The following is a 22,019-nucleotide window of genomic DNA, read 5'->3' as shown; positions in this document are numbered from 1 at the left end:
ATCGGCGCCCGGCAGAGCCGCGCCGGCGGCGGTCGGCACGCTGGTCGCGCGGTTCGGGGATGGTGCGGCGGGTCCTGCGGCGGCGCAGGTAGAGGCAGTGGGCGTCGGAGGGATATGTCTTGTCCGCTCGGCTTGTGCTCCTGATGAGCTCACTCCTGGCCGGTGGGAAAGTGCAGCCTGAGATGGTCCATCCCGAACACGCGCCGTACCTTCCCCTTGATGAGGACGGGCCGGAGCGCGTGGAACACCCGCTCGATCGCAGCCTCGTCATAGTCGTCCAGGGTCGGGGTGGCCCGCAGGAACAGTGCGCCGCCGGGCAACTCGGAGACCTCGTCGAAGGCGCCCGTCGCTGCCAGAGCCGTCGGTCCGCCCAGCCGCGCTGCCGGCGCGCCCGCGCACACCGTGACCCAGGAATAGCCGCGCAGTTCGAGTTCGCAGCGGGGGACGGTGACGGCGTCCAGGGCGCCGAGCGCGGTCTCCAAGGGCGTCTCGTCGGTGAGGCAGTCGTCAGTGACATGGCCATAACAGGCGCCGGTGACGGCGGCCCGTCGCTTCAGCGCCTCCGCCCAGCGCTGCTGGACGTCAGGCGGATGCCGGTCACCGGAACGCGGCACCTGCTCCACCCTGAGTTTGAGCCACGGCTCGGCTTCCCCGGCAGGAGCGGACACGTTGATCCAAACAGTGCCGTTGCCGGGGAACCCTCGCTCGTCGAGTGGGGTGACGATGTACTCGACCATGTGGGGGCGTCGTTGGAGCGCACGGGCGACCGCGCGCAGGCTCTGCTCGGAGTAAGGCATGGTCTCGGAGAACGGGCGTGAGAGCGCGGGTTTGACGCGGAACTGCGCCCACAACCCGCCCGGCTCTCCGGAGGGCGTGCGGCCCGTCTCGTCGTCGAGGGCGGCGGGGTTCATCCGGGGGCTGCGGGCCAGCAGCGACGCCAGGTCCGGGGCGAAATCCGCCAGCGCGCCCGACAGCCAGTCCGATGCCAGGCCGGCACGGTGGTCGTCCGACTTCGCATGGACGACGAGTTCAGCCGACAACCTGTTGGAACCGAGCGACACTGTCCCTCCTTCGGAGCCATTCAGCCTAGCGGCCCGCCGGAGGTTCCGGCGGGCCGCGTCATCTCAGTAGGCCAGTCCCGGCGGCTGGTAGAGGCCGAAGCTCAGGATGGACAGGGCGATGCCTCCGAGGATGGCTGCCCCCGTGAGCGTGCCCTGCAACTGCGGCGGCAGAGCGGGCAAGCCCTTGGGCCTGTTCTCCGCGTTACGACGCAGGTCCTCAAGCGTGTAGCCCGGATCGCCCACGTGCGGCATCAAGTGCGGCGTCGGGAACGGCACGGGCTGTGGCTGGGTCTTGGGAGACACCACGGGCACCTGCTGGGGTCCGCGGCTCTTGGTCACCCAGTATTCGATCACTCCCGAGTTCTTGCCCCACTTCGCGGCGTTGGAGTAGGCGATGACGATCTCGTTGGTCTCCTTGACGTAGTTGGGCACGGGGAGCAGGAGGTCGAAGCCGGGCAGGACATTGCGTCCGCCGGTCTGGTTCGGCAGCGCCTTGAGCGCCTTGATGTAGATCGCGAGTTCGTTCTGCCCCTGGGCGGCGACCGTGTTGCGCTTCACCTCCCACAGGTAGATCGCGTCCTCCGTGATCAGGGCGATGTCGGCCTTGCCGTCGGTGCCGAGCTTCTTGGCGCCGGGAATGTGGTACTCCAGCACGATCTTCCCGGACGGGTAGCCGAGCAGCGCCATCCACTTGATCAGCAGCGCCGCCACGTCGACCGCACGGTTGTGCCTGGAGGCGTTGTACTTCCATGGCTTGTCGCCGTCCGCCGTCTTCGCGGCGCGCCGCGGCTTGAGTCCGTCGGGGTCGGACAGCGTGATGGGGTTGTTGGCGGCATAGCTGTAGGGGTTCGCCCAGTCCGGCGCTTGCAGGCTCAGCACCGGGTCGGTGCTGATGAACTTGGCGATTCCGGGGTCGTAGTAGCGGGCCGACAGGTAGACCAGCCCGCTGGCGTCCTCGGTCTTGCCGAGGAAGCCGCGGTCGGTGAAGGGCAGGGCGTCACCACCGCGCCTGCCGCCGAACGGCAGGTAGCGCTGGCGTGCGACCGCGCCGTCGGCGTCGCCGACGGCAAGCTGCTGACTGTTGTTCAGCCCGGCCATCAGCCAGGTGACCGTGCCGCCCGTCCGCAGTGCGACCGTCGTGCCGTCGGCGGTGGCGTAGTACCGCGTGCCGGTCACCTGCCCGCCCGACAGCTTGAGCTCCATGACGCCGAGGTAGAGCGTCGCGGCGCCGCCTGCATCGCGCCGGATCAGCCGCTCACCGTCGGCGTCGTAGACCATCGAGGTCTGCTGGCCGTCGATGGTCACCTTGGACAGGTGGCCGAGCTCGTCCCAGTCGAACGTGCCCTGCTTGCCGCCCACCGTTCTGGAGGACAGCCGGCCGGCGGCGTCGTAGGTGTAGGTGTCCGTGCCGCTTGGGCGGCTGATGGAGGTGACCGCGTTCGGCCGCGTCGCACCGGCGCCCGCGGCCGGGTAGGTGTAGGTGGCCGCCTGCCCGTTGCTGGTCAGCGTGGCGAGGTTGCCGGCGGCGTCGTAGGTGTAGCTCTGGTCGTACGGATCAGGCCCCAGGCCGTCGCCCCCGCCGCCGCAGTCGGCCGCGGTCGTGGTGAAGGCCGCCGACAGACGGAGCAACTCATCGTAGGTGAAGCACTCCGACTGGCCCTGCCGGGCATCCTGGATGCGGTTGAGCTGGCCGGCGACGTTGTAGCCGAACCTGTCGTCCTGAACGGTCTCGGGCGTTGCCGTGTCCGCCTTGGCTGTGGTGGTCACCCGGCTGAGCCACCCGGTTGTGGCGTCGTGTTCGAGCGTGCGCCTGATCTTGCCGGTCGTGCCGAACTGACGCTCGGCGAGCTTCCCGGTTGCCGAGTAGAGGGTGTCCTTGACGTAGGTGAACCCGCCGAGGTCGGAGCTGAGGCCCTTGGCCAGGCCGTAGTCGGTGTACGTGTAGGTGAGGGTCTCCGCCGGCAGTCCGCCTGCGGCCGGCATGCCCTGCTGGCGCAGGTTGCCCGCGGCGTCGTAGACCGAGGTGAACGCGTAGTCTCCGGCCAGCGTGCCCTCGACGGCGGGGATACTGATCTTGTTGCCGGTGGGGCGGTAGTTGTCGTCGTAGGCGGTGACGCTCTGGGTGTAGGGCTGGCCGCCGACGTAGCGGGTGGAGGAGGCGGGCTGTCCCTTGGCGACGGAGTCGTAACTCCACTCGGCGAGCTTGGCGCCCGTGCCCGCCTCGCCGCTCCATTGGGTGGTGACCCGGCCCAGGTCGTCGTAGCCGATGGAGATCTTCTGACCCGTCGCGTCGGTCTTCCACGCGACTCTGCCTGCCAGGTCGTATCCGGTGGTCGTGCGCCCCGCGTCCGGGTCCGCGGCGACGGTCTGCCGCTTGAGCCAGTCGTAGGTGAACGTGCGGACGCTTCCCTTGGCGTCCGTCATCGTCAGCAGGTTGTCGTTGACGTCGTAGGTGTAGACGGTGTCCTGGTGGGAGGAGCCGTCCTTCCACTCCTCGATCTTCGTGGTCCGGTCGAAGACGTCGGTGACGGTAACGGTCTTGCCGCCGACCGGGGGAACGGTCTCGGTCCTGTCCGCACCGGGATAGGCGGTGGTGGTACGGCGTAACTCCTGGGCGAGGTGGTACGAGATGATCGCGACCGGGCGCTCAAGCCCGTCGTAGAGGGTCTTGGTCCACTGGGCCGCGTTCGTCAGGGTGGGGTTGAGCAGGCCGGAGCCGGGCGCAGCGGTGTTGTGCACCGGCTCGGTCTTGGCCAGTGGCAGGCCCCTGGCGTCATAGGTGGTGACGACCACGGCCCGGCCGCCGGAGGGGGAGGTGGCCTGCGCCTCCCGGGTCCGCCCGAGTCCGTCCTCATAGCTGTAGGTGGTCACCGTCTTCGCGGCCGAACCCGTCCCCGTGAGCAGCCGCTTGAGCGTGGTCCTGATCGGTGCGGTCGGCTGGCTCAGTCCGCCGCTGGAGGGGATGTCGTAGGCCGCGGTCGCCGTCGGAGTCCCTCCCGAGCGCGGCTGCCCAGGGGCCCACATCGCGACAGCGCGGCCGAGGGCGTCGTAGTCGAGCTCGGACTTCTTGCCGTTGGCGTCGACGATCGACACGATTTCGCCGTGCAGACGCGAGGTCGTGGCCTGGACCTGATGGTTGAGCGGGTTCGTGGTGACGACGCCGTTCGAGGGCCAGCCCGTCGTGGGGTTGTAGGTGGTGGTGGTGCGCTTGCCCAGCGGGTCCACCACCTCGGTCTGCCTGCCGTACTCGTCGAAGGAAGCCTTGCCTGCCGAGACCGTGCTCGTGTCGGCGTAGGCGCGGGTCTCGGTGGCGTTGCCGTCGCTGGGCTTGTTCGTCGCCGGGTCGGTGCCGTTGTCGTACAAGGTGACGGTCTTCCCGACGAGGGTGCCCGCGGCGCAGTCGTCTCCCGTGCGCTTCTCGACGACCGAGACGAACCCGATCAACCACTGGCCGCCGTCGGTGTTGCGCGCATACGAGATGGACGTGCATGAGTTGTCGGTCGACACGCCGTCCTGCCCGTAAGAGTTGATCTTGATGGGCAGACCGTCGGCGTTGTGCAGAGTCTTGGTGTCGCTGTAGCGCCAGCTTCCGCCGGCCGCCTTCTCCCTGGTGCGCTCGCGCACCCGCAGGACGAAGTACGGGTCCAGCGCGCCTGGGACGTCACCGTTGGCCTTGAGCAGGTACTCCCAGCGTGTCGACTCGACCTCGGCGTAGGCCCGCGGGCTGGTCGCGGTCATCTTCCAGGTCTGCCGCTGGAGCGTCTGCCCCATCAGCGGCCAGGCGTCCAGGATGGTCCCGCCGTCGAAGTCGGGGACGAGCGTGCCCATACCCCGCAGGAACGTCTCGGACGTGACCGTGTAGCCGTCAGGGTCGGAGCCCGATCCGGTGATCGTGCGCACCTGGCCGTATCCGCGCCAGTCGGAGGAGGCTGGTTTGAGCCCCGGCTCCGCGTACTCGGTGGGGCCCACCCAGCCCGGGCCGCCCAGGTATTCGTAGGAGTGGGTGATGTCGGGTGAGCCGCCGACCAGGTCGCGCTCGACGACCTTGGTCGCCAGGTGCTTGTAGAAGCGGGCCCAGCTCTCGTTGCCCTCGATGCTGTAGTCGACCTGGAAGCAGTCACCCGTCTTGTCGGCGAAGTAGTCGGTGCCGTCCCGGCCCTTCCCGCCGGAGCAGGGATCGGCCTGGCCGTACGTGACCTCGGTGCGGCCGCCCATGCCGTTGGCGAAACCGCTCATGTGGGGGACCATCCGCCACGACAGCAGGTCCGTCCAGTCCGACATGTCGTCGTAATCCATGCGGCCGGCCAGCATGGCGGCGTCGAAGTCCAAGGGCGGCAGCGTGATCGCGGGGCTCGCGGCCAGCCCGGTCTGCTGCGCGGTGTCCAGCCACATGACGGGATCGCGTGGCGGACCGAAGTCCGTCCTCGTGTACATCCAGGTCTGGCGCAGGTCCAGCCGTTCGACCGGATCCCATCCGCCGGTCGCGGGGTTGGCCGACTCGGCCGTCACGGAGGTGAGCTTGCGGGTGGAGAAGAAGGCGATCGCGCCGTTGTCGCAGGACGTGGGGGCGGCGCACTGCAGGTCGGTCGGCACGTCGCCGCCGTCTCTCGCCGCCGTGGTGAAGACCGTCCGGGAGGTCGGCGTCGTACCGGCCAGCTGGGAGTTGTGGCCCCACTCGACCTTGGCCAGCATGCCGCCGCTGTCGTACGGCAGCACCCGGTAGGCCTCGTGAGCGCAGGAGGGCAGGCAGAAGTAGTTGGTCTCACGGGTGTAGGAGTAGTCGACCACGTTCTCGTTGCGGTCGGTCTCCCTGTCGAGATTCCAGCGCCACACCCCGGTGCAGGTCGGTGGGATGGCGTCGTTGTAGTAGCGGTCGTAGCAGGGCTCGCCGACGTCGTTGCCCACGTACGGGAGCTGCCATTGGGCGTCCTTGCGGTACCCGAATCTGGAGACTGTGCCGTCCTGACTCGTCACCTGCCAATAGGGCTGGCTGTCCGCGCCACCCGTCAGCTGCTCGATCTTGAACCCCAGCTCGGGAACGGTCTTCCAGCCGCCCGAGGTGTCCTTGACGATGGCGGCGGACCGCCCGCCGACGTTGATGACCAGCTCGGATCCGCTCATGTCGGTCGTCGTGGGGTCATTGTCGTTGGCGTCGGGCGATTCCCAGCACACCGCCCTGCCGCCCACGCCCATCTCGTCGGCGGTCCAGATCAGCTCGGCCGTTTCCGGATGGTAGAAGTTGTCGACGTAGCAGCGACGGTACTTGCGCTCGATGAATCCGGCGTTCAGGTCCCAGCCCACGCCGACCGTGCCTGACTGGTTGTTGGTCCAGCGGCCCTGCCCGTCCACGGAGGAGGAGTCGTAGCGGAGGGACAGCTCAGGGCCGTTGCCCGCAGGGGAGGGGGCTTCGGGCAACGGCAGGCTGTAGTCGAAGCCGCCGCCAGAGGTGCCGGCCTGCCAACTGCCCGACGGCTTGAGGTCGGTTGCGCCGAAGTTGCCGTCCGCGCCCGCGACTCCAGCGGCGAGCACGTACACGGAGCCCGTCCGGAACGCTTTCCCGGCCAGTTCGGCTGCCTTGGGACGGCTGCTCGGCGCCACCGCGACGGGCAGGCTCTCCCCGGTGGCCGGGTCGGGCTGGACATCGGCGATCAGCTTGCCGGCGGCCAGGTCGTTGTGCGCCGTCACCGGCTGCGGGCGCACGACGCAGTCGCGGGGACGCGGGACGGTCACCGCGCACGCCGGCAGCCTGAGCAGGCCGAGCCTGGTGTCGAAGTTGCCGCCGAAGGCGTCGCGGAAGCTCGCGTAGGAGAATTCCGCCCGTACGGCCCCTGCTCCCTCGACGCGGGTCACCCTGGCGGCTATGCCGACGCCGCCGAGTCGGTTGACGGCGTCGGCGGGCAGCGTCTCGACGCGCACCTTGCCCGAGGTCGTCTTCTTCGTCGCAGCCACGGCGACCGGCAGGTCTCCGACCTGGACCGCCTTGCCGGTGAGCGCTGCCTCGCCGTGGCCGGGGCGTGGCCAGACGGGATCGGATCGTTTGACTCTCGGCTGATCCTCCTCCGCGCCTTCGGCCACCTTCGGGACGGGCACCGGGTGACCCTTGACCGACGGTTCGGATTCGGGGCCCGAGACGGCCGCCGATGCCTCCTGGCTCAATACGAGCGGCACCTTGACATCGAAGGCCACCATGGTCAGGGCGACCAGTAATGCGACGATCGCCCGCTTCCAAGAACGCCAACCCTGCATCCTGACACCTTTCAGGCACGCTGACGCGGGCCCGTTCCGATGGGCGGGCCGTTACGTCATAAGGCGGATATAAGGTTCACGGATGATGTTGAAGAGATCTACAGAAAGGGTCAACCCGTAAAGCTGACGTCATTTTTGAACCGAGAGTGACGGGGACGGGAGAAGAGCCGACATTTGAGCTGATCAACATGCTTGGCCTGTCCCTCGGCAGGGCGCCCTGTCGGCCCATGTGATCTATGTCATATTGACGTCATGAGGCCGTTGCGCTCGGTTGTGGCGGTGGAACGCTCCTCGGTGAGATTCCTCCACGTCATTGGCCAGGAGAATGGCTTCGGGGAATCAGTGGAATGGATGTGTCGGGTACTTGCTGGACGGCGGCACGGGTCAGTACGCGTCTCTCTGCTGAAATAGAAATCGACATCGCTGATATTTCGGGCCCGCGCATGGGCTGGCTGTTCCGCGCGAACTGACCGGCAGCCGGTGGCATTCTCGGTCCTGCCGGGCCCGATGCGACGGCATCGCTTTCCTTTCGCCGTCCGCGCCGGCCTCGTCGATCACTGCGTCGGCTCCACCGTGACGGCGGCGCTCGCTCGGGCGGGCTCGCGGTCGGTCGCGGTGCGAACGCGGTGTGGTGGCCGGGACGGAGCTGGTCATGTCGGTCAGCAGGGCGAGGTGTCGGTGTGGCTTCGGCGCGAGGCACCCTTCCCCTTCAGGCCATATCGCGCAGAGTGTCGAATTAGTTACGCTCGGCACGCAACCGGGCGGTGACCACAGAACCCCTTCACGGCGCGTGTTTCGGGCGCATCCGCGAAGGGGGCAACCTCTCGGCGCAAGAGCGGACAGCGATATGGGCCCAGCATCGGCCATACCGGTCGATCCGCACCGTCGGCCCCGAAGGCAAGGGCCTGGGGGCAGAAGCGAAACCGAGGTGAGAGGGTGCACCTGACCCTGCATGAACAAGAACGGCTGATGATCCACGTGGCCGCGGACGTGGCCCACAAGCGCAGAGGGCGAGTGAAGCTCAACTACCCGGAGGCGGTTGCCATCCTGACCTCCTGGGTCCTCGAAGAGGCGCGCGCCGGCAGAACCGTCGCGGACCTCATGGCGAAGCAGCAGCCGCCGGTGCTCATGCCGCACGAAGTCATGCCAGGCGTCGCCGAGATGATCGCCGACCTTCAGATCGAGGCCACCTTCCCCGACGGCACCAAAATGGTCACCCTCCGCGAGCCGATCCCGTTGGCGACCACCCTGCCGTGCCCATCCGACCCGGCCCCGTCGCCGTGCGGGGCTCTGCCGCAGCCGTGCCCACCCGACCCCGAGCCCCCGCCGTGCCCACCCGACCCCGGGCCGTCGGCCTGCGTGGCCGGGCCAGGGAGGCAGGGCCCTCCCGGCGCGATCGACTTCTCCTCCCAGGGGTGTGTGAGCTTCAACGACGGCCGCCCGATCACGACCGTACGGGTCACCAACACCGACGACCGTCACATCCAGGTCGGCTCCCACTACCACTTCTACGAGGTCAACTCCCGCCTCGACATCCACCCCGACCGTGACGCCGCCTACGGCAAGCGGCTGAACATCCCCGCCGGCGGCTCGGTGCGCTTCGCCCCCAACATGCCCCAGGACGTGGAGCTGGTGCCCATCGAGGGCCGGCGCCACGTCGCGGGCCTGAACGGCAAGGTCGGAGGCAACCTCTGATGTCCGAGCCCCTCACGCGCGAACAGTACGCCGACCGGTTCGGCCCGACGACGGGGGATTGTGTCCGCCTGGCCGACACCGATCTGTGGATCGAGATCACCGAGGACTGGGCCGGCGGTCCTGGCCGCAGCGGCAACGAGATCCTCTTCGGCGGTGGCAAGGTGGTCCGGGAGTCGATGGGGCAGTCACTCGCGCCACGCGACAGCGCGACCCCCGGTGCCCCGAAACCGCCCGACACCGTCATCACCGGTGCTCTCATCCTGGACCACTGGGGCGTGGTCAAGGCAGACGTCGCCATTCGCGACGGACGCATCGCCGCGCTGGGCAAGGCCTACAACGACGAGACCATGGACCGGCTGCACGACGGGCATCCAGTCGCCACCGACTTCCTGATCGGCCCCGAGACCGAGGTCATCTCGGGCAACGGCAAGATCCTCACCGCGGGCGGCGTCGACACCCACGTGCACTTCATCTGCCCCGAGCAGATCCAGGAGGCGCTCGCCTCCGGCGTCACCACGCTGATCGGCGGCGGGACCGGCCCCGCCGACGGCACGACCGCCACCACCGTCACGCCCGGCGCCTGGCACCTCGACCGGCTGTTCAAGGCGCTGGACGCCTTCCCGGTCAACATCGGGCTGCTCGGCAAGGGCAGCACGATGTCCACCGAATCCCTTCACAACCAGGTCAAGGCCGGCATCCTCGGCTTCAAGATCCACGAAGACTGGGGTGCCACCCCGGCGGTCCTGCGCCGGTGTCTGGAGGTGTGCCGGGCGACCGGCGTACAGCTGGCCCTGCACGCCGACACCCTGAACGAGGCCGGCACCGTCGAGGACACCATCGCGGCCATCGGCGATCAACCCCTCCACGTCTTCCACATCGAGGGCGCCGGCGGCGGCCACGCCCCCGACATGATCAGAATGGCGGGACTGCCCAACGTGCTGCCCGCCTCCACGAACCCCACCCGCCCCTACACGCACAACACGGTCCCGGAGCACCTGGACATGGTGCTGATCGCCCACCACCTCAACCCGCAGGTGCCCGAGGACCGGGCCTTCGCCGAGTCGCGCATCCGGCCCGCCACGATGGCCGCCGAAGACCTCCTGCACGACCTGGGCGCCATTTCGATCATGTCGTCCGACGCCCAGGCGATGGGACGCATCGGCGAGATGATCACGAGAACCTGGCAGACCGCGCACGTGATGAAGCAGCGGCGCGGACCGCTGGACGGCGACCGGGGCGGCGCCGACGAGACCGACAACCACCGCGCCCGCCGCTACGTCGCCAAATACACCATCAACCCGGCCGTCGCGCACGGCATCGACCACGAGATCGGCTCGGTCGAGGTGGGCAAGCTGGCCGACCTGGTGCTGTGGGAGCCGAAATTCTTCGGCGTCAAGCCGCACCGGGTGATCAAGGGCGGCCAGATCGCGTACGCACAGGTCGGCGACGCCAACGGCGCCATCACCACCCCACAGCCGATCCTGCCCCGCCCGATGTGGGGCGCGACGGGCCGAGCCCCCGGCGCCAACTCCGTCAACTTCGTCAGCGAACAGGCGATCGCGGCCGGCCTGCCCGGCCGGGTCGAGGTGGACAAGTCGTTCACGCCCATCCGCAACACCCGCAGGGTGTTCAAACAGGACATGCGCCGAAACGACGCCACCCCCGTCATCGACGTCGACCCCAACGGCTACGAGGTGCGGATCGACGGCCGGCGCATCGACTACCACGAGCCCCCCACCGAACTGCCGATGGCGCAGCTCTACTTCCTGTTCTGACCCGTCATCTCACTGAGGAAGGTGAGTCACGCCGATGAGCCGTGCCACGCTGCTCGTCCTGGCCGACGGCCGGTTCCCGGCCGGCGGGCACGCTCATTCCGGCGGCGCCGAGGCGGCCGTCGCCGCCGGACGCGTGCGTGACGCGGCCGGCCTGGAGGCGTTCTGCCGAGGCAGGCTGCACACCAGCGGGCTGACCGCGGCCGGGCTCGCGGCCGCGGCCGCCGCCGGGTTGGACCCGCTGCTGCTGGAGGAGGCCGCCGACGCTCGCACGCCCTCTCCGGCCCTGCGGCGGGTGGCGCGCACGCTCGGACGGCAACTGCTGCGCGCCGCCCGAGCCGTCTGGCCCTGCGCCGAACTCGACGCCCTGGCCGCTGCCCGTCCGCGCGGCGTCCATCAGCCCGTGGTGCTCGGAGTGGCCGCCCGCGCCGCAGGGCTGAGCCCGTACGACGCCGCCTGCGCGGCGGCCTACGAGAGCGTCAGCGGCCCGGCCGCCGCGACCGTCCGCCTGCTGAGCCTGGACCCCTTCGACGCCACGGCGGTCCTGGCCCGTCTCGCCGCCGACCTCGACCACGTCGCGCGGCAGGCCGCTGAGGCGGCGGGCCGCGTCCACGCCGACGGTGTCGCGGCGCTGCCGGCCGCCTCGGCGCCGCTGCTCGACATCACCGCCGAACAGCACGTGACCCGCTCGGCCCGCCTGTTCGCCTCCTGACCCACCTGTACGAACGCCTGTCGTCCGACCACGGGAGCGCCATGCACCTCCACCATGACCACGACGTCTCCGCAGGCCAGGGCCATGACCCCGGCGGCCGCCGCGGCGCGCTGCGCATCGGCCTGGGCGGACCGGTGGGCTCCGGCAAGACCGCCACCGTCGCCGCCCTGTGCCGCGCACTGCGCCAGGAACTGTCCATCGCGGTGGTCACCAACGACATCTACACCCGCGAGGACGCCGAGTTCCTGCTGCGTGAGGCCGTACTGCCCGCCGAGCGCATCAAGGCGGTGCAGACCGGCGCCTGCCCGCACACCGCCATCCGTGACGACATCTCCGCCAACCTCCAAGCCGTCGAGGACCTGGAAGAACAGCTCGGCCCGCTCGACCTGATCCTCATCGAGTCGGGCGGCGACAACCTCACCGCGACATTCTCCAAGGGCCTGGTCGACGCGCAGATCTTCGTCATCGACGTCGCCGGCGGCGACGACATCCCCCGCAAGGGCGGGCCCGGCCTGACCACCTCCGACCTGCTCGTCATCAACAAGACCGACCTCGCACCGTACGTCGGCGCCGACCTGGAAGCCATGGCCCGCGACGCCAGGACGCAGCGCGGCGAGCTGCCCGTCGCCTTCACCGCCCTGAAGACCGAAGACGGCGTCCGGCCCGTGGTGGACTGGGTCCTGCACCGCCTGGCGGCCCGCGCCCCGGGCCCCGCATGACCCTCGCGTCCCACGCCGTACCGGGCGCGCCGGGCGTGCGAGGTGTGGCGGCCGTGCCGGCTGTGCCGGGCGTGCGCGCCACCGCCCGCGTCACGGCGACCCGCGCCGGGGAGCGCACCGTACTGTCCGCCCTGGCCGGCGACGGCCCGTTCCACCTGCGCCGCATTCACTCGCACGGCGACCAGGCACGGGTGTGCGTGCTCGGCGCCATGAACGCCCCTCTCGGCGGCGACCGGCTGCGCGTCGAGGCCACCGCCGAACCCGGCGCCCACCTTCACGTCACCACCGCCTCAGCCGCGATCGCCCTGCGCGGCCCCACCCCCGAGCCCGCCACCTACGACGTGCACCTGACCGTGGCCGACGGAGCCAGCCTGCACTGGCTGCCCCAGCCGCTGATCTCCGCCGCCGGCAGCAACCTGCGCCAGACCTGCACCATCGACCTGGCCGCCACCGCGCGCCTCGTCCTGCGCGAGGAACAGGTCCTCGGACGCTTCGGCGAGCCTCCGGGCCGGCTGGCCATCCGCCTCATCGTCCACCGCAATGGACACCTCCTGCTGGACCAGCAGACCGCCTACGGCCCGGGCGCCCCCGGCTGGGACGGTCCGGCGATCCTGGCCAGTCACCGCGCCGCCGGCCAGATCCTCATCGTCGACCCCGACCTGGAACGCCAACCGTCCCAGGTCCGGCTGTTCGGCGACGACCCCACAGCGGGTCAAGCCGTACTGACCCCGCTGGCCGGCCCCGCCAGCCTGATCACCGCCCTGGCCCCGGACAGCCTGCACCTGCGCCGCCTCCTGGACGCGGCCCACCCCACCGAGTGACCGCCCCACGACCTCGCCGCCACCCTCCGGAGCGACCGCTCGCGCCATGCGAACCCCGGGCCCACTCCCGCCCGGCGGTGACGTCTTGCACCCATTCGTGGAATCGATGGAAAACCGCGGCGCAGCGGGCGAGTGCGTGCGGAACGCGATCGCGATCCACCGGCATGGCCCATGTACGGGCAGCCGACACCGCCTACCGATGCGTGCAGATCTGATGCGGCCTGAAGCCGTCGATGGGCGTGGATGGCTTCCGGCGGCGAGCGCTGGTGCAAGACGCCGTCCTGGATGTGCTGGTACATCAACCCGGCCAGGGGGGCCGGCTCATGGCCGGGGGCGGGACGGCTCGTACGGTGGCGCCGAGGCTGCTGTGCCGGCGACGACGGGTTGGGGCCCGGCCGCGGTGTTGAAGGGGGACGGCGGCGGCGGCGTAAACCCTGGCCGCTCTGGCGTCGATGGGGAGGACCCCCTGCTCGCGCACGCATGGGTCACCGTGCAAATCGATCAAAACAGCACTGGACAAAGCCGAATGCGGACAATACGTTGTCCTTATGTAAGGACATACCGATGTATTCAGGTCCTGAGTTCGTAGCTCTGATCGAGGAGAACAGACGTGCTGGTCGACGAGGTCCGCCGCATCACGCCCAAAATCCTGACGAACGAGCAGCGGGAGTTCTACTTCAGCAACGGCTATCTGCTTCTGGAAGAGGTGATCTCCACCGAATGGCTCACGCGGCTCCGAACGGCGACCGAGGAAATGATCGAGCGCAGCCGGCCGATCGACCGCTCCGACGCGGTATTCGACATCGAACCGGGGCACTCCGCCCAAACCCCTCGGCTACGGCGCGTGACCAGCCCGGTAGACCAGCACCCGGAGTACTGGCGCTTCGCACGGGACTCGGTGCTCGCCGACATCGCGGCCGACCTGGTGGGCCCGGACGTGAAGTTCCATCATTCCAAGTTGAACTTCAAGTGGCCTCGCGGCGGCGCCGAGGTGAAGTGGCATCAGGACGTGCAGTTCTGGCCGCACACCAACTACAGTTCGCTGACCTTCGGCACCTATTTGTACGACTGTTCCGCGGATCAGGCGCCGCTCGGAGTGATTCCGGGCAGTCATGAAGGCGAGCTCTACGACCTTTACGGCGCCGACGGCGTCTGGACAGGGGCGCTGAGCGACTTCGACGCCGCCGCGCTGCCGGCCGACCGAGCGGTCCATCTCCCCGGGCCGGCCGGGTCGGTGACCATTCACAACTGCCGCACCCTGCACTGCTCGGCCAAGAACGAGTCGGACCTCGGCCGGCCGCTCCTGCTCAACGTCTACAGCGCGGCCAACTCCATGCCTTACACCGCGAACCCGCTGCCCAGCAGCCATGCCGGCGAGATCGTACGCGGGGAGCCGGCGCGGTGGGCGGTGCACGACCCTCGCCCGTGCCTTCTTCCACCGGACTGGTCCGGCGGTGATTACACCAGTCTGTTCGTCACCCAGCAGCGGAACGTCACACGGCGCTAAGGACACGGCTCGACTCCAGGGAACGGGGGCGCGCTGACGGTCAGTGCTGCCCGGAGTTCCGTCGGCCGTACCTCCGCGCATGAAGAGGACGACATGAAGCTGGGAATCATCGGGGGCGGTGGCGCGGCCGTCGCGTTGCTGGCCGCGCTCACCCGCGACCGCCTGCCGGACCTCGACGTCACGGTGTTCGAGCCGGCGAAGAACGTCGGGCCAGGCCGGGCTTATCTCCCCGACTCCGACGTCGCGCTGCTGAACGTCTCGGCTGAGCGCATGTCCGTACTGCCGGATACACCAGGACACTTCCTGCGATGGGTGCAGGAACGGGGTGGCCTGCAAGGACGTGCGGCATCCCCGACGGCGTTCCTGCCCCGCCGACTCTTCGGCGAGTATCTCGCCGAGGTGGCGACTGGCATCACCGATCAGCTGGCCGGACGCGGGAGGAGCGTGCGCACGGTGGGCTCGTCGGTGACGCGGCTGCGTGAGGGGCCGGCCGGCTTCCACGCGTTCACCGAGGACGGGCGGCGCTTCGGCGACCTGGATCGCGTCGTGCTGTGCGTGGGCACCGGGGGGCCGGTCGATGTGTACCGGCTGACGCGGTCGCCGGGCTATGTCAACGACCCCTACCCGCTGAACGCCCGATTGGCCGCCGTGCCGCCCAAGGCCCATGTCCTGGTGCTGGGGACGGGCCTGACCGCCGTCGACACCGTGCTGTTCCTGCTGGAGAACGGCCATCGAGGCCGCGTTACCATGGCGTCGAGGAACGGGCTGCTGCCGACCGTGCGCACCGTCGCCACCGCGCCTGAACTGCGGTACCTCTCCCGCACCGCCGTTCACGTCGCCCTGACGGCCGACCCGGTCATGACAGGAGAGCGGCTGCTGGCGCTGCTCGACCGCGAATTGCAGGAGGCCGGGACGAGCCTGGACCGCGCCTGCGCCGAGGTCACCCCGGGCGAGTCGGCCGCCCGCCGGCTGCGCCGCCAGCTCGGGCAGGCTCGCGACGGCGGCGCACTCTGGCAGCCGGTCATCATCCAGGCGATGCACGAGTCGGTGGAGCTCATCTGGCACGCCATGCCCGACGCGGAACGGCGCCGCTTCCTCACCCGCTGGCACCGGAAGTTCATCACCCTGTTGAGTCCGATGCCTCAGGAGTCCGCCATCCGGCTGCAGGCGGCCGCCGGGGCGGGACAACTGCAGGTTGTACGCGGTGTCCGCGGGATCAGGTCCGGTGTCTTGCCGCGTCCCGCCTTTCTCGCCCCGACCTCTGTGGGCGAGATCGAGGCCGACATCGTGGTCAACACGACACGTCCGGCCGCCGCGGCCATCCCTGACACGGCGACTTCGCTGATCGAGGACCTGGTTGAAGCCGGCGTGGCGCGGCGGCACGCCCTGGGAGGCCTGGACGTGGCCCGGTACACCAACAGAGTCCTCGCAGCGGACGGGAGCGAGAACCGGAACCTGTTCGCCTTGGGGCAGCTGACGGCGGGCACCCATTACTACACCAGTTCCATGCTCATCATCGGCCGGCAAGCCCGCATCGTCGCCGATCAACTCCTGCGCCATTGCTAGCTCCTCCTGCACGCCTTCCCTTCTGAGTGAAAGGTGCGACTTCATGGACCAGGGCGCGCGCAGTTTCGCGGCCAAAATCAAGACCACCGACTCCGAGAGCGTCATCACCCGCTATTACAACGGCGTGCGGGAGGCCTCGCGGCGCTGCACGCCGACCCGATCCGCCGGCTTTGCCCCGGACTTCTCCTATCCGGTGCTCACCGACGCGTGGGAGGAGTATTTCGCGGTCGCCGGCGCCTCGCTGGCTCCGCTGGGCAGTTACGCCGGCCGGAGTCTGATCCTGCTGGATCTGATGAAGAATCCGGGAACCCGTACGACCAAGACCACGGCGTCGCTGTTGATGGTGGCCCGGGCGGTGCAACACATCGATCGGACCGGCGAATCAGTCCTCCTGTTCACCCCGTCGTCGGGGAACAAGGCCATCGCCCTGCGGGACGCCGTGGCCCGGGCCTTGGAGCTGAAGCTGGCCAGCCCCGACAAACTACGCATCGTCACGCTGACGCCGGCGGCCACGTTGTACAAGTTCCGGCGCAACGTCCTCACCGAGTCCGATGAACTGCGGGCCCGCAACCCGATTCTCGTCTACGACGGGCCCGAGGCCGGCGACGTCAAGAACCTCGGTCGGTCGTTCGCCGAAGCCGCGGCCGGCAGCGCCGGGGAGAGGGTCTGGTACTCCCTCGACATCGCGAACTACAAGGTGGCCGACGCCTGCCGCGCCTTCTACGAGTACGAATTCGGTGACGCCCGGCCCGACCGGCGGCTCCTGCACGCGCATGCCGTCTCCAGCGCGTACGGCCTGCTCGGCTACCAGCACGGCATCGACACCATGGCCGCGTTGGGCATCACGCACCCGCAGCCGGGATTCCTCCTGGTCCAGCATCTGGCGACGAGCGACATGGTCCGCCACTATCTGACCGAGACCCAGGGCCACGATCCGCAGCCGGACTGGAAGCGCCGCGCCGATGACGAGGTGTACGAGCAGCGGGACTTCCCGCATTTCCCCCAGGTGACCTGGAATCCGCAGGAGAATCTGGAACCCACCTTCTACACCCGCAATCCGCCCACCGCGCCGGAGATGACCGCGTTGATCGCCGAGCACGGAGGCTCGGCCGTCGTGGTGTCGCTGCTGGAATGCGTCCAGCGCTATGGCACCGTACGACACCACTTCCAAGCCAGCGACCGGCCCTTGCCCGCCGACCCCCGCCACCTGGCCGAGTGGTCACTGGTCATGGGACTCACCGGCGTGCTCAACAGCCTGGACAGGGGCCTGGTCAGCGGCTTCGACGGCGTGGTGCTGCACGGCTCTGGCATGTACCTCGCCAAACCGGGCCTGATGCCGGAACGGTCCCAGGTCATGGAGGTCCGCTCGGCGCAGGACATCGCCGAGGCCGTGTTGTGAGCGCCTCCGGCGGAACAGGAGAAAGGCTGACATGACCAGTGCCGGGCATGGCCCGCTGTCACCGACGGAACGCAGCACCGTACGCCGCTACAGCGAGCGGGCCGCGGCCGACCGTCAGGTTCTGTACGACGTGCTGGACGCCGGGCTCGTCTGCCACCTGGGGTTCGTCGCCGACGGGGGACCGGTCGTGCTGCCCAGCGTGTACGGCCGCGAGGGCGACACGCTTTATCTGCACGCATCGGCCGGCGCCCGCAGCGCCCGCGTCCTCGCCGCCGGAGCACCGGTCTGCGTGACCGTGACCCATCTCGATGCCATCGTCTACGCACGTTCGGTGTACCACAACTCGGTGAACTACCGCTCGGCCGTCGTTCACGGAACCGGACGGCTCCTGCGCGAGGAGGAGGAGAAGCGGCACGGCATGCGTGTCGTGGCCGAGCATCTCGCACCGGGTGCCTGGGACTACGGGCACGAACCGGACCGCAAGGTGCTGGCCCGGGTCGCCGTCATGACGCTGGACCTGGCCGAGGCGTCCGTCAAGATCCGCGACGCGCCGCCCAATGATCACGGCGACGACGTCGACCTGGACAAGTGGGCCGGCCTGTTGCCGATACGCACGTCCTTCGGCGTCCCGCGTCCTGAAGCGCGGGTGCCCGACGGGCTGCCGGTGCCGGACCACATCCGCCTACGCCGGATGTGAGCAGCGTGCCCGCCCTCCGCCATCTCAGCAGGGTTCCAGAAAGCGCAGGTGAGTGACCATGTCGATGCCCGAAACGCCACCGGCCGCGGTCGGGGCAGGACGTCCGCTCGTGCCCGCTCCCGCCGCGAGCATTCGCGACTCGCGCCGCGCGTGGCTGGCGGCGGCGGGGGCGACGCTCGCGGCGTCCGTGGTCTACGGGCTGGCGTACAGCTATGGGCAGTTCTTCGGGCCGATGGCTCATGCCTTCCACGCCGGTGACGGCGCGGCGTCCGTGGTCTTCTCGATCACGACCTTGCTGGGTTTCGGCCTGAGCGCCGTCACCGGCCCCGTCGCGGACCGGACGGGGCCGCGCGTGATGCTGCTCATCGGCGCGTCCTGCCTGGGGCTCGGCCTCTACCTCACCGCGATCTCGGACGCTCTCTGGCAGGCGTACCTGGCCTACGGGCTCGGTATCGGGCTGGGGGTCGGGTGCGTGTACGTTCCGGTGGTCACCGCCACCGGCCGCTGGTTCGACCGCTACCGAGGGGTTGCCACCGGCAGCGTGGTCACGGGCGTGGGGATCGGCACGGTCGTCAGCTCGCCGCTGTCAGCCTGGATGGTGAGCCACTTCGGCTGGCGGCACGCCTACGAGTACTACGCCGTCGGCGGGGCGGCTCTGCTGCTGCTGGCCGCCATCCTCGTCGGCCGGCCACCACAGGCGCCGGACTCCCCGGTAGCCGCGCAACGGCCGCCCACCCGTGGATTCCGTACCCTCTACATGGCGTCGCTGCTCGTCTGCATGGCCAACTACGTCCCGTTCGCCCACCTTGCTCCTTCCGCGCAGCGCCTGGGCATCAGCGCTCTGGCTGCCGCGGCCCTGGTCTCGGCCATCGGCATCAGCAGCATTGCGGGCCGTCTGATGATCACCGCCCTCACCGACCGGTTGGGATCGCTCACCCTCTTCAAGATCTGTCACGTGGGCATCGGCTTGGGCCTGCTGGTGTGGACGACCGCGCGGGGCTACGGCGGATTGCTGGCGTTCGCCATCATCCACGGCGCCATGTACGGCGGCTACAGCGCTCTCCTGCCCATCGTGCTCGCCGACCAGTTCGGCCTGGCACGCCTTGGCAGGTTGCTCGGCCTCCTGTTCACCGCGCTCGGCGCGGGCTCCGCCCTCGGCCCCGCGCTGACCGGCTACCTCGTGCAGAGCACCGGCGGGTACGGGACCGCCCTGACGGTTCTGAGCGTGCTCGGGCTCGTCGGCGCCGGCATCGTCATGAGCTATCGGGAGCGGAGAACCTCGTGATCTCTACCACGACACAGCCGGAAGGTGACGTGATGGCCGAGCCCGGCATCGTGATCCTGGGCAGCGGCTCGCTGGCCCGTTCGATCTGCTACTCCCTGGCGATCCTTTGTGCCACGAAATGCGTCGTGACCGTCGTGTCGACGACGCCGCAGAACTCGGCGGAGGTGTGTTATGTCGCGGATGTCCGGGCGGCGTCGAGCGGCACGCCGGTACGGTTCCGTGCCCTGTCGGTGGACCGGTACACGACCGAGTCCATTTCCTCGATCCTGCGGCAGTCCCGTCCGCGCATCGTGCTGAACTGTGCCTCGTACCAGTCTCCCTGGGAGAGGACCCGTTCGCCCTCGGCGTGGACCGCGCTGACCACCAGAGCGGGCTTCGGGCTCACCCTTCCGCTGCAGGCGGCCGTGGCCATCGAGGCGGCGTCGGCGATCACCGCCCTGGCCCCCCGCCCCCTCTTCCTCAACGCCTGCTTCCCCGACGCGGTGAACCCGCTGCTCAAGGCGCTCGGACTGCCGATCTTCTGCGGTGTGGGCAACGTGGCGTTGCTCGCCGCCTCGCTGCGGGAGTCGCTCCGCCCGGCCCGCGGGGAACGCCTTCAGGTCCTGGGACATCACTGGCACCTGCACACCCCCGACGACGCCGCCGACGACGCGCTGGCCTGGCTGGACGGGACGCCGGTCCGCGAGGTCGGCCCGCTGCTCCGGCGTCAGCGCGCCGCGGACCGGTCCGAGTTGAACGCGGTGACCGGCCACGTCACCGCGCTGCTGCTGGCGGACCTCGTCATCGGGCGCGAAGTGCGAACCAGCCTGCCGGGTCCGCTGGGGCTGCCGGGTGGTTACCCTGTCCGCATCCACGAGCGGAGCCTCACCTTGGAGCTGCCCCCGGGCATGCCGCCGGCGCAGGCCATCGCCTTGAACCGCGCGTGGGCGCAGCAGGACGGGGTCAGCGTCGAGGAGAACGGAGAGGTCAGGTTCTCCACGTCGGCCTCGCTCGCGATCAGGTCCGAGCTGCCCGATTTTCCGGGCTCGGTGCACGCGAGGGACATCCCGGAGCTCTGCTCGCGCCTCCTGGAGCTGAGAGGCCGGCTGCGCCGGTCCCAAGCACCCTCAACCAGCCACCGTTGAAGAACCCGCCGTGCTGGATCCGCCTTGCCGCAGCCTGCCTGTCCAACTGCCTGCCCGCTCAGGGGTGTCCCTGAACGGGCCGTCTCGAACGCGTCGCCACCTCACGCAGGGCGACCCTCATGCGCCAGGGGAGCCCCTGGATCACAACAGACTGACGGCCTTGTCCACGGCGCCGGCCACGTCCCCATCGGGGGGATAGAGCAGCGTCCGGCCGGGCACCAGCCCCAACGCGGTGGGCAGCTTCAGAGCGCGTTCCCACCTGGCGAACACCTGCTCAGGATCGGGGCCGTCGCCTCCGAGCAGCAACACGGGCAAGGTGGAGGCCGCGAGAACCTCGGTCATGTCCTCGATGGCGGGGAGCTTCAGCCAGGTGTAGGCGGTATTCCGTCCCAGTGCGCAGGCGATGGTGACCGACTGGATCACAGCCTCCGGCGACAGGTCGTTGCAGATCTTGCCGTTGGTCCATCGGGAGATGAACGGTTCTACCATCGCAATCAACTTGCGGTCGCTGAGTTCGTTCACGGCCCGGGCCGTGTTCTCCAGGACGGAAGGCGTCGCCGCGTCCTCCAGCGCGATCCTGGTGAGCGTCTTGCCCCCGTCGAAGCCCATGGCGGCGATGGTCTCCGCGTCGTAGGCGGTGAAGCGGTCATCGATCTCGAACGCCGAGCCGGCCAGGCCGGTCCGGTTCATCGATCCGAACACCGACTTGCCGTCCAGCACGCCGAGCAGCAACAGATCTTCCAGGATGTCGGCCGTGCCCATGACTCCGGTCACCCCAGGGCGTTCCAGCGCCACGCAGAGCCGGTCCAGGAGCGCGCCCCGATCGGCCATGGCCATCGCATCTCCGCCGGCGCCGAGCGCACCGCGCGCCGGATGATCGGCTGCGATGATCATCGCACGGCCGTGCTCCCCCACCACGGAAGACGCCGGCACGCGGCGCTTCGCCGCCTCGGCGATCGCCTCGGGGTTGTGGACCCGCGTGCGCACGATGTCGGCCACCCTAGCAGCCATGCCACTCCTCCGCCGGAGACTTTGTAAGGACATAGTGTTTGTCCTGACAAAATTACCAACCGGGGCTGTGGGAGTCAACGCTCACCTGGGCGGCGGAACCCGTGGCTCCGGTGGTGGTGAGAATCGCTCGCAGTGTGGATCTCCTGAGTGACGTCCGCAAGGAGGTCGCGATCGCACGCTGGCTGGAAGAGGTCGACTTCCCAGGCGTGAAGCTCCTCCCTGACCATCCCCGGGCACTAGGAGCTGTTTCTTAGATCAGGTCCGGAGCCAGATGACCAGGGCGGCCAGGGTGACGGTGCCGAGGAAGATGTAGGCGCGCTTGTCGTAGCGCGTGGCCACGGCCCGGAAGTTCTTCAGCCGGTTGATCGCCCGTTCGACGACGTTGCGTGCTTTGTAGCGGTCGG

14 protein-coding genes and 1 pseudogene are annotated in these 22,019 nt (G+C 69.3%); 11 read left to right on the top strand and 4 right to left on the bottom strand.

What is annotated here, in order from left to right:
- Positions 1 to 149: 149 nt before the first annotated feature.
- Both ACFYUV_RS45675 and ACFYUV_RS45670 read right to left on the bottom strand, forming a co-directional pair.
- Positions 150 to 1,061 carry a hypothetical protein gene (locus tag ACFYUV_RS45675; protein ID WP_387681043.1) on the bottom strand — a complete coding sequence of 304 codons (912 nt, stop codon included), beginning with the start codon at positions 1,059 to 1,061 and terminating at the stop codon, positions 150 to 152.
- Positions 1,062 to 1,124: 63 nt separating this feature from the next.
- Positions 1,125 to 7,307, bottom strand: coding sequence for an RHS repeat-associated core domain-containing protein (locus ACFYUV_RS45670; protein WP_387681040.1), 6,183 nt, complete (start codon positions 7,305 to 7,307; stop codon positions 1,125 to 1,127).
- A gap of 936 nt (positions 7,308 to 8,243) precedes the next feature.
- Between ACFYUV_RS45670 and ACFYUV_RS45665 the strand changes: the two genes are divergently transcribed.
- From ACFYUV_RS45665 to ACFYUV_RS45615, 11 genes are all read left to right on the top strand, one after another.
- A complete protein-coding gene (locus tag ACFYUV_RS45665; protein WP_387681037.1) occupies positions 8,244 to 9,002 on the top strand; it encodes an urease subunit gamma in 759 nt (252 codons plus the stop codon).
- The gene (locus tag ACFYUV_RS45660; RefSeq protein ID WP_387681034.1) at positions 9,002 to 10,777 is read left to right on the top strand and encodes an urease subunit alpha; all 1,776 of its coding nucleotides are present in this window, start codon (positions 9,002 to 9,004) and stop codon (positions 10,775 to 10,777) included. Before ACFYUV_RS45665 ends, ACFYUV_RS45660 begins: the two co-directional genes overlap by 1 nt.
- A gap of 34 nt (positions 10,778 to 10,811) precedes the next feature.
- Positions 10,812 to 11,486 (top strand): urease accessory protein UreF, encoded by a 675-nt coding sequence (locus ACFYUV_RS45655; RefSeq protein ID WP_387681031.1) that lies wholly within the window; start codon positions 10,812 to 10,814, stop codon positions 11,484 to 11,486.
- Between the two features lie 41 nt (positions 11,487 to 11,527).
- Positions 11,528 to 12,205 (top strand): urease accessory protein UreG, encoded by a 678-nt coding sequence (ureG, locus tag ACFYUV_RS45650; protein WP_387681028.1) that lies wholly within the window; start codon positions 11,528 to 11,530, stop codon positions 12,203 to 12,205.
- A 53-nt stretch (positions 12,206 to 12,258) separates the two neighbouring features.
- Complete coding sequence (locus ACFYUV_RS45645) at positions 12,259 to 13,026, top strand: urease accessory protein UreD (RefSeq protein WP_387681026.1); 768 nt, start codon at positions 12,259 to 12,261, stop codon at positions 13,024 to 13,026.
- Between the two features lie 610 nt (positions 13,027 to 13,636).
- Positions 13,637 to 14,533, top strand: a complete 897-nt coding sequence (locus tag ACFYUV_RS45640; protein ID WP_387681024.1) for a phytanoyl-CoA dioxygenase family protein — start codon at positions 13,637 to 13,639, stop codon at positions 14,531 to 14,533.
- Positions 14,534 to 14,626: 93 nt separating this feature from the next.
- A complete protein-coding gene (locus ACFYUV_RS45635) occupies positions 14,627 to 16,099 on the top strand; it encodes an FAD/NAD(P)-binding protein (protein WP_387681021.1) in 1,473 nt (490 codons plus the stop codon).
- A gap of 43 nt (positions 16,100 to 16,142) precedes the next feature.
- A complete protein-coding gene (locus ACFYUV_RS45630; RefSeq protein WP_387681018.1) occupies positions 16,143 to 17,498 on the top strand; it encodes a DUF6002 family protein in 1,356 nt (451 codons plus the stop codon).
- A 31-nt stretch (positions 17,499 to 17,529) separates the two neighbouring features.
- Positions 17,530 to 18,195 carry a pyridoxamine 5'-phosphate oxidase family protein gene (locus ACFYUV_RS45625; protein WP_387681016.1) on the top strand — a complete coding sequence of 222 codons (666 nt, stop codon included), beginning with the start codon at positions 17,530 to 17,532 and terminating at the stop codon, positions 18,193 to 18,195.
- A gap of 58 nt (positions 18,196 to 18,253) precedes the next feature.
- The gene (locus tag ACFYUV_RS45620) at positions 18,254 to 19,480 is read left to right on the top strand and encodes an MFS transporter (protein ID WP_387681014.1); all 1,227 of its coding nucleotides are present in this window, start codon (positions 18,254 to 18,256) and stop codon (positions 19,478 to 19,480) included.
- A gap of 32 nt (positions 19,481 to 19,512) precedes the next feature.
- On the top strand, positions 19,513 to 20,604 hold the full coding sequence (locus tag ACFYUV_RS45615) for a hypothetical protein (protein WP_387681011.1): 1,092 nt from the start codon (positions 19,513 to 19,515) through the stop codon (positions 20,602 to 20,604).
- A 141-nt stretch (positions 20,605 to 20,745) separates the two neighbouring features.
- Here the strand turns inward: ACFYUV_RS45615 and ACFYUV_RS45610 are convergent, their stop codons facing one another.
- Both ACFYUV_RS45610 and ACFYUV_RS45605 read right to left on the bottom strand, forming a co-directional pair.
- The gene (locus ACFYUV_RS45610) at positions 20,746 to 21,615 is read right to left on the bottom strand and encodes an aldolase (protein ID WP_387681009.1); all 870 of its coding nucleotides are present in this window, start codon (positions 21,613 to 21,615) and stop codon (positions 20,746 to 20,748) included.
- Positions 21,616 to 21,870: 255 nt separating this feature from the next.
- A pseudogene (locus ACFYUV_RS45605) lies at positions 21,871 to 22,019 on the bottom strand (IS5/IS1182 family transposase); the annotation flags it as partial.

The sequence above is a fragment of the Nonomuraea sp. NPDC003560 genome, from assembly GCF_042878785.1.
Taxonomy (GTDB): Bacteria; Actinomycetota; Actinomycetes; order Streptosporangiales; family Streptosporangiaceae; genus Nonomuraea.
This window is presented reverse-complemented; position numbering and strand designations above follow the sequence as displayed.

Bases quoted from the DNA above. Each gene is read 5' to 3' on its own strand.
- ACFYUV_RS45670 (WP_387681040.1), bottom strand. From the start codon at position 7,307: ATGCAGGGTTGGCGTTCTTGGAAGCGGGCGATCGTCGCATTACTGGTC.
- ACFYUV_RS45660 (WP_387681034.1), top strand. From the start codon at position 9,002: ATGTCCGAGCCCCTCACGCGCGAACAGTACGCCGACCGGTTCGGCCCG.
- ACFYUV_RS45655 (WP_387681031.1), top strand. From the start codon at position 10,812: ATGAGCCGTGCCACGCTGCTCGTCCTGGCCGACGGCCGGTTCCCGGCC.
- ureG (WP_387681028.1), top strand. From the start codon at position 11,528: ATGCACCTCCACCATGACCACGACGTCTCCGCAGGCCAGGGCCATGAC.
- ACFYUV_RS45635 (WP_387681021.1), top strand. From the start codon at position 14,627: ATGAAGCTGGGAATCATCGGGGGCGGTGGCGCGGCCGTCGCGTTGCTG.
- ACFYUV_RS45630 (WP_387681018.1), top strand. From the start codon at position 16,143: ATGGACCAGGGCGCGCGCAGTTTCGCGGCCAAAATCAAGACCACCGAC.
- ACFYUV_RS45625 (WP_387681016.1), top strand. From the start codon at position 17,530: ATGACCAGTGCCGGGCATGGCCCGCTGTCACCGACGGAACGCAGCACC.
- ACFYUV_RS45620 (WP_387681014.1), top strand. From the start codon at position 18,254: ATGTCGATGCCCGAAACGCCACCGGCCGCGGTCGGGGCAGGACGTCCG.
- ACFYUV_RS45615 (WP_387681011.1), top strand. From the start codon at position 19,513: ATGGCCGAGCCCGGCATCGTGATCCTGGGCAGCGGCTCGCTGGCCCGT.
- ACFYUV_RS45610 (WP_387681009.1), bottom strand. From the start codon at position 21,615: ATGGCTGCTAGGGTGGCCGACATCGTGCGCACGCGGGTCCACAACCCC.